General features: G+C 69.2%; 8 protein-coding genes and 1 tRNA gene. 8 read left to right on the top strand and 1 reads right to left on the bottom strand.

The window, feature by feature from the left end:
- The first annotated feature begins 26 nt into the window (after positions 1 to 26).
- Genes Q4I23_RS29130 through Q4I23_RS29115 form a run of 4 tightly spaced genes read left to right on the top strand, consistent with a single transcriptional unit; the run spans position 27 to position 3,289 of the window.
- Positions 27 to 971: a branched-chain amino acid ABC transporter permease gene (locus tag Q4I23_RS29130; protein ID WP_498528523.1), complete on the top strand. Its 945-nt coding sequence runs from the start codon at positions 27 to 29 to the stop codon at positions 969 to 971.
- Positions 968 to 1,741 (top strand): ABC transporter ATP-binding protein, encoded by a 774-nt coding sequence (locus Q4I23_RS29125; RefSeq protein ID WP_454018861.1) that lies wholly within the window; start codon positions 968 to 970, stop codon positions 1,739 to 1,741. Before Q4I23_RS29130 ends, Q4I23_RS29125 begins: the two co-directional genes overlap by 4 nt.
- Complete coding sequence (locus Q4I23_RS29120; protein ID WP_454018860.1) at positions 1,741 to 2,442, top strand: ABC transporter ATP-binding protein; 702 nt, start codon at positions 1,741 to 1,743, stop codon at positions 2,440 to 2,442. The genes Q4I23_RS29125 and Q4I23_RS29120 overlap by 1 nt, the downstream gene beginning before the upstream one ends.
- The gene (locus Q4I23_RS29115) at positions 2,432 to 3,289 is read left to right on the top strand and encodes an alpha/beta hydrolase (RefSeq protein WP_498528522.1); all 858 of its coding nucleotides are present in this window, start codon (positions 2,432 to 2,434) and stop codon (positions 3,287 to 3,289) included. Before Q4I23_RS29120 ends, Q4I23_RS29115 begins: the two co-directional genes overlap by 11 nt.
- A gap of 79 nt (positions 3,290 to 3,368) precedes the next feature.
- On the opposite strand, the gene Q4I23_RS29110 is transcribed toward Q4I23_RS29115, so the two are convergent.
- Positions 3,369 to 3,458, bottom strand: a tRNA-Ser gene (locus tag Q4I23_RS29110).
- Positions 3,459 to 3,667: 209 nt separating this feature from the next.
- Between Q4I23_RS29110 and rplU the strand changes: the two genes are divergently transcribed.
- From rplU to proB, 4 genes are all read left to right on the top strand, one after another.
- On the top strand, positions 3,668 to 3,985 hold the full coding sequence (gene rplU, locus Q4I23_RS29105; protein ID WP_014239459.1) for a 50S ribosomal protein L21: 318 nt from the start codon (positions 3,668 to 3,670) through the stop codon (positions 3,983 to 3,985).
- Between the two features lie 33 nt (positions 3,986 to 4,018).
- Entirely contained in the window at positions 4,019 to 4,297 is a 279-nt protein-coding gene (rpmA, locus tag Q4I23_RS29100) for a 50S ribosomal protein L27 (RefSeq protein ID WP_145625067.1), read from the top strand.
- A 147-nt stretch (positions 4,298 to 4,444) separates the two neighbouring features.
- Complete coding sequence (gene obgE, locus Q4I23_RS29095) at positions 4,445 to 5,686, top strand: GTPase ObgE (protein ID WP_454018857.1); 1,242 nt, start codon at positions 4,445 to 4,447, stop codon at positions 5,684 to 5,686.
- Positions 5,619 to 6,533: glutamate 5-kinase (proB, locus tag Q4I23_RS29090; RefSeq protein WP_498528521.1), on the top strand; the 915-nt coding region annotated here is incomplete at its 3' end. The genes obgE and proB, both read left to right, overlap by 68 nt.

Here is a 6,533-nt window from a genome sequence, read left to right as displayed (position 1 = left end):
GCGTATAATCGTCGGCAGCGTCAGATGTGTATAAGAGACAGGTCGCCGACTGGATGGGGGAACCCTTCTACGTGCGGCTGGCGACGCGCATCCTGGTCTTCGCCCTGGCGGCGGTCAGCCTCGACCTGATCCTGGGCTTCGGCGGGATGGTCAGCTTCGGCCACGCCGCCTTCGTCGGGATCGGCGGCTATGCCGTCGGCATCCTGTTCGCGCACCAGTCGGACGGATCGACGCTGTTCGGCTTTCCCGGCACGGTGAACGGGCTGATCGTCTGGCCGCTGGCCATGCTGGCCGGGGCGCTGGCGGCGCTGCCGGTGGGGGCGATCTCGCTGCGCACCACCGGCGTGCCCTTCATCATGATCACGCTGGCCTTCGCCCAGATGCTCTTCTATCTGATGACCGGGCTGAAGGCCTATGGCGGGGACGACGGCATCGCGCTGTGGAGCCGCTCCACCCTGCCCGCCCCGCTGAACATCACCGATCACACCACCTTCTATTACGTGGTGCTGGGGCTTCTGGTGGCGGCCTTGGCGCTGGGCTGGCGGCTGGTCAACTCCCGCTTCGGGCGGGTCATCCGCGGCGCCAAGGACAACGAGCGGCGGATGGCCGCGCTCGGCTACCCGGTCACCCGCTACAAGCTCGTCGCCTTCGTCATCGCCGGGGCGCTGGCCGGGCTGGCCGGGGCGCTGCTCGCCAACGCCACCATGTTCGTCGGGCCGCAGTATCTGCATTGGAGCCGCTCGGGCGACCTGATCGTGATGGTCGTGCTGGGCGGCATCGGCACGCTGATCGGTCCGGTGCTGGGTGCCGCCGCCCTCCTGCTGCTGGAGGAGTTCGTGCCGGAGCTGATGGACCTTGCCCACGCCGGGCTGGGCGAGCATTGGAAGATCGTGCTGGGGCCGGTGCTGATCCTTCTGGTGCTGTATGCCCGCAAAGGATTGTGGGGCGTCGTCGCGGGGAGGCGCCCATGAGCCGCCCGCTATCGAGCCCCCCCCTGCTGAGCACCGACTCGCTGGTCAAGCGCTTCGGCGGGCTGGCCGCCACCGATGGCCTCTCGCTGTCCGTCGCGGAGGGGGAACTGCACGCCTTGATCGGCCCGAACGGGGCCGGCAAGACCACACTCATCGGCCAGCTGTCGGGGGAACTGACCCCCGATTCCGGGACCATCCTGTTCGACGGGCGCGACGTGACCCGCCTGCCCGTGCACAAGCGGGCGCAGCGCGGGCTGGCGCGCAGCTTCCAGATCACCTCGATCTTCCCCAGCTTCACGGCGCTCGACAACGTGGCGCTGGCGGTGCAGGCCCACGCCGGGCACAGCTTCCGCTTCTGGCGCGACGCCGGGCGCGACCGTCGACTGGCAGACCCCGCCCGCGCCGTGCTGGAGCGGGTTGGGCTGGGCGCGCGCGCCGACACCCGCGCCGACGCTCTGGCCCATGGCGAGAAGCGGCAGCTCGAACTGGCGATGGCCCTGGCCACCGGGCCGCGGCTGCTGCTGCTCGACGAGCCGATGGCCGGCATGGGGCCGGAGGACTCCGCCCGCATGGTCGAGCTGCTGCGGGAGTTGAAGGGCGGAGTGACGATCCTGCTGGTGGAGCACGACATGGACGCCGTCTTCGCGCTGGCCGACCGCATCACCGTGCTGGTGCGCGGCAAGGACCTCGCCAGCGGCACCCCGGAGCAGATCCGCAACGACCCGGCGGTGCGCGAGGCCTATCTGGGCGACGAGTTGGAGGTCGCCTGATGCTGCGCGTCGCCAACCTGACCGCCGCCTACGGCTCCAGCCAGGCGCTGTTCGGCATGGAGCTGTCCGTCGACGCCGGGGAGGCGGTGACGCTGATGGGCCGCAACGGCATGGGCAAGACCACGACCATCAAGGCCATCATGGGCCTCGTGGCGCCGACCGGCGGCACCATCGCCTTCGAGGGCGCGGAGATCGCGGGCCGCCCGCCGCACCGAATCGCGCGGGCCGGCATCGCCCTGGTGCCGGAGGGGAGGCAGGTCTTCCCCACCCTGACCGTGCGCGAGAACCTGATCGCCACCGCCGCCAACCGCTTCGGGCGGCGCGATCCCTGGACGGTGGAGCGGGTCCACGCCCTGTTCCCCCGGCTGGCCGAGCGCGCCGGCAACCTCGCCCGCAACCTGTCGGGCGGGGAGCAGCAGATGCTCGCCGTCGGGCGCGCCCTGATGACCAACCCGAAGCTGCTGATCCTCGACGAGGCGACGGAGGGGCTGGCCCCGCTGGTCCGGCAGGAGATCTGGGACTGCCTCGCCCGCCTGAAGGACGAGGGGCAGGCGATCCTGGTGGTGGACAAGAACGTGCACGCCCTCGCCGCCCTGGCCGACCGCCATCACGTCATCGAGAAGGGGCGGCTGGTGTGGTCCGGCAGCTCCGCCGCCCTGCTGGCCGACCCCACGTTGAAGGAGCGCTATCTTGGCGTCTGAAGCCCTGTTTGGCGGCCCCCAGTCACAAAAGTTGACCGCCGCCGAGATCGACCGCCAATACAATTTCCGCAAGCTGGTGCCGGAGCACCCGGCCTATTTCGCCCGCTGGCAGGCGGAGAGCGAGGCGGTGCGCGCCCGGCTCGGCGGGCGCTATGACATTCCCACCGGCCCGCACCCGCGCCAGCGCGCCGACGTCTTCCCCGCCGGAGAGGGCGCGCCGGTGCTGGTCTTCATCCATGGCGGCTACTGGCGGGCCCTGTCGAAGGACCTGCATTCCTTCATCGCCGCACCCTATGTGGAGCGCGGGGTGGCGGTCGTCCTGCTCGGCTACGGCCTGTGCCCGGACGTAACGATGGACGAACTGTGCGGCCACGCCCAGGCCGGGCTGGATTGGGTGATCGCCAACGCGGCCAGCTTCGGCGGCGACCCGCGGCGGGTGGTGGTGTCCGGCCATTCGGCGGGGGGCCACCTGACGGCGAAGCTGGTTTCGGAGAATCGGGACCGCGTGGCCGGCGGCATCCCGATCAGCGGCCTCTACGACCTGGAGCCGATGCTCGGCTTCGAGGTGAACGAGCAGCTGCGGCTCGATCCCGACTCGGCGCGGCGGCTGAGCCCGATCCACGCCGTTCCCGCCCCGGCCCCGCTGCTGATGCCGGCGCTGGGCGGCCTTGAGACCGACGCGATGCACCGCCAGCAGGCCGACTACGCCCTGGCCTGGGCCGCGCAGGGCAACGCGGTGCGGGAGATCGTGGAGCCGGGCGCCGACCATTTCAGCGTGGTCGACCGCTTCGCCGAACCGGGCAGCCTGCTGTTCGAGGCGGCGCTGGCGATGCTCAAGGACGCCTAAAGGGCTCCGGAGCCCGGAAACGAAAAAAGCCTTCCCGACCGGGAAGGCTTCTTCGTTTGAGCATTCGCTCGAATGAGAGTGGCGGATGGGGGGAGATTCGAACTCCCGATACCCTCGCGGGTATGCCGCATTTCGAGTGCGGTGCATTCAACCGCTCTGCCACCCATCCGCTGCCCCGTTTCCGGGGTGGCGCGGAACCTACCCAAAAGCCTGGGGGGATGCAAGCCCTTGTTTGCAGGAAAATGAACGGGAAAATGCCACCATGACTGTTGACTCCCGGTGGCCCATCGGTTAAATCCCCGCTCTCACGAACGGGCTTGCACCTCAAACGGTGGGCGAGCGGCCCTTCCGTTTGTTTTGAGATAGGCAGTGACGACGATGTTTGCAGTGATCCGCACCGGCGGCAAGCAGTACAAGGTCGCCAATGGCGACGTGATCCGCGTTGAGAAGCTCGAGGCCGAGGCCGGCGCTTCCATCACGCTCAACGACGTGCTGATGGTCAGCGACGGCGGCAGCACCACCCTTGGCACCCCGACGGTTGCCGGCGCTGCTGTGACCGCCGAGATCGTCGCCCAGGATCGCGGTCCGAAGATCATCGTCTTCAAGAAGAAGCGCCGCCAGAACTACCGCCGTAAGAACGGCCACCGCCAGGACCTGACCGTCCTGCGCATCACCGGGATCAACGGCGCCGCCTGAACGGCCGCCGACCAGTCACAGGAGTAACTCCCCATGGCCCATAAAAAAGCAGGCGGCTCCTCGCGCAACGGCCGCGATTCCGCTGGCCGCCGCCTCGGCGTGAAGCGTTTCGGTGGCGAGAACGTCGTCGCCGGCAACATCATCGTCCGCCAGCGCGGCACGAAGTTCCACCCCGGTGAGAACGTCGGCATCGGCAAGGACCACACCCTGTTCGCCAAGGCGAACGGCACCGTGGCCTTCAAGCGCAGCGCCCAGGGGCGCACCTACGTCGCCATCCTGGCGGCGGAGGTCCCGGCGGTCGCGGCCGAGTAATCTCGTCCGGCCCGTACGGTGTAATCGGATAAATCGGGGGTTCGGGCAACCGGCCCCCGATTTTCTTTTGTTGATGTGGTGGTCACCGCCCCCTTCCCTCGGTTGGAGGACGGTGCGCAAACGGTAGATTGGCCGGCACGGTCCCCGATGAAGTTCCTCGATCAAGCCAAGGTGTATCTGAAAAGCGGCGACGGCGGCCCCGGCGCCATTGCCTTCCGCCGCGAGAAGTTCATCGAGTATGGCGGACCGGACGGCGGCAACGGCGGCCGTGGCGGCGACGTCGTGATCGAGGTCGTGAACGGCCTCAACACGCTGATCGATTACCGTTACAAGCAGCATTTCAAGGCGCAGCGCGGCAACCACGGCATGGGCGCCAACCGCAACGGCGCCAGGGGCGAGGACGTGGTCCTGCGCGTGCCGGTCGGCACCCAGATCCTGGACGAGGATCAGGAGACCGTCCTGCTCGACCTGACGGAACCCGGCCAGCGCGTCGTCATCCTGAAGGGCGGCGACGGCGGCTTCGGCAACGCCCATTACAAGACCCCGACCAACCGCGCCCCGCGCAAGTCGCACCCCGGCTGGCCGGGCGAGGAGCGCTGGGTCTGGCTGCGGCTGAAGCTGATCGCCGACACCGGCCTGCTCGGCCTGCCCAACGCCGGCAAGTCCACCTTCCTGGCCGCGACCACCGCGGCGCGCCCGAAGATCGCCGACTACCCCTTCACCACGCTGGCCCCCAACCTGGGCGTCGTCCGCGCGGGTGACGAGGAGTTCGTCATCGCCGACATCCCCGGCCTGATCGAAGGCGCTCACGAGGGGCACGGGCTGGGCGACCGCTTCCTCGGCCATGTGGAGCGCACCCGCGTGCTGCTGCACCTGATCGACGGCACGGCGGAGGACGTGGTCCAGTCCTACACCACCATCCGCAACGAGCTGGTCGCCTATGGCGGCAACCTCGCCGACAAGCTGGAGATCATCGGCCTGAACAAGGCCGACGCCCTGCTCGACGAGGAGGTCGCGGAGAAGAAGGCCGCGCTGGAGGCGGCGTCGGGTGCGGAGGTGATGGTTCTGTCCGGCGCCACCGGCCAGGGCGTCCAGGCGGTGCTTTACCGCTTGCTCACGCTCATCAAACAGTCCAAGGAAGAGGAGCCCGACGTCATCCAGGCTCCGGTCACGCGCTCCATCCCCCGGCCCCCGGTCGGCCAGAAGATGGACGACGAGTATGCGGGCTGGAACGAGGAGACGGGCGAGTACGACGATCTCCCCGAAGACGACTCGGATGAGGACGCGGCCGGGGACGACTCGGACGGAGACGACTGGGACGATGAAGGCGACGATGACGGTGACGACACCGAGCACAGCGGCAACGGCGACGACAACGCCAAAGGCTGATACCTCCTCCCTGCTCCCCACGTTGCTCGACGCGCGGCGGCTGGTCGTCAAGATCGGCTCCGCCCTGCTCGTCGACAGCGCCACCGGCCGGATGCGCCGCGAGTGGCTGGACGCGCTGGCCGACGACGTGGCGGCCTGCCGCAAGCGCGGCCAGGAGGTGGTGATCGTCACCTCCGGCGCCGTCGCCTGCGGGCGCGAGCATCTCGGCCTCGTCGGGCGCGCCCTGCGGCTGGAGGAGAAGCAGGCCGCCGCTGCCACCGGCCAGATCCGGCTCGCCGCCGCCTATCAGGAGACGCTGGCCCGCCACGGCCTGACCGTCGCCCAGGTGCTGGTGACTCTGGAAGACACCGAGGAACGCCGCCGCCACCTCAACGGCCGCGCCACCATCGACACGCTGCTGAAACTGGGCGCCGTCCCGGTCATCAATGAGAACGACACGGTCGCCACCGCGGAGATCCGCTTCGGCGACAACGACCGTCTGGCCGCCCGCGTCGCCCAGATGATCAGCGCCGACACGCTGGTCCTGCTGTCGGACATCGACGGCCTCTACACCGCCGACCCGCGCAAGGACCCCGACGCCCGGCACATCCCGGTGGTCCAGGAACTGACCTCCGACATCGAGAACATGGCGGGCGAGCCGCCGCCCGGCTACAGCTCCGGCGGCATGGTGACCAAGATCGTCGCGGCGCGCGTCGCGCTGGCCGCCGGCTGCCGCATGGTCATCGCCAAGGGCAAGCGCATGAACCCGCTGGCCGCTCTGGAGCAGCGGCCCGAGCAGGGCGGGGCGCTGTGCACATGGTTCCTGCCCTGTCTCTTATACACATCTCCGAGCCCACGAGACTATAAC

This window comes from Azospirillum sp. UFLA03-27 (genome assembly GCF_059803775.1).
The sequence above is the reverse complement of the archived record's forward strand: the minus strand, read 5'-3'. Positions and strand labels throughout refer to the sequence as shown.

What these genes read in the sequence shown, in the direction of transcription:
- Q4I23_RS29125 (WP_454018861.1), top strand. Translation starts at nt 968, where the DNA reads ATGAGCCGCCCGCTATCGAGCCCCCCCCTGCTGAGCACCGACTCGCTG.
- Q4I23_RS29120 (WP_454018860.1), top strand. Translation starts at nt 1,741, where the DNA reads ATGCTGCGCGTCGCCAACCTGACCGCCGCCTACGGCTCCAGCCAGGCG.
- rplU (WP_014239459.1), top strand. Translation starts at nt 3,668, where the DNA reads ATGTTTGCAGTGATCCGCACCGGCGGCAAGCAGTACAAGGTCGCCAAT.
- rpmA (WP_145625067.1), top strand. Translation starts at nt 4,019, where the DNA reads ATGGCCCATAAAAAAGCAGGCGGCTCCTCGCGCAACGGCCGCGATTCC.
- obgE (WP_454018857.1), top strand. Translation starts at nt 4,445, where the DNA reads ATGAAGTTCCTCGATCAAGCCAAGGTGTATCTGAAAAGCGGCGACGGC.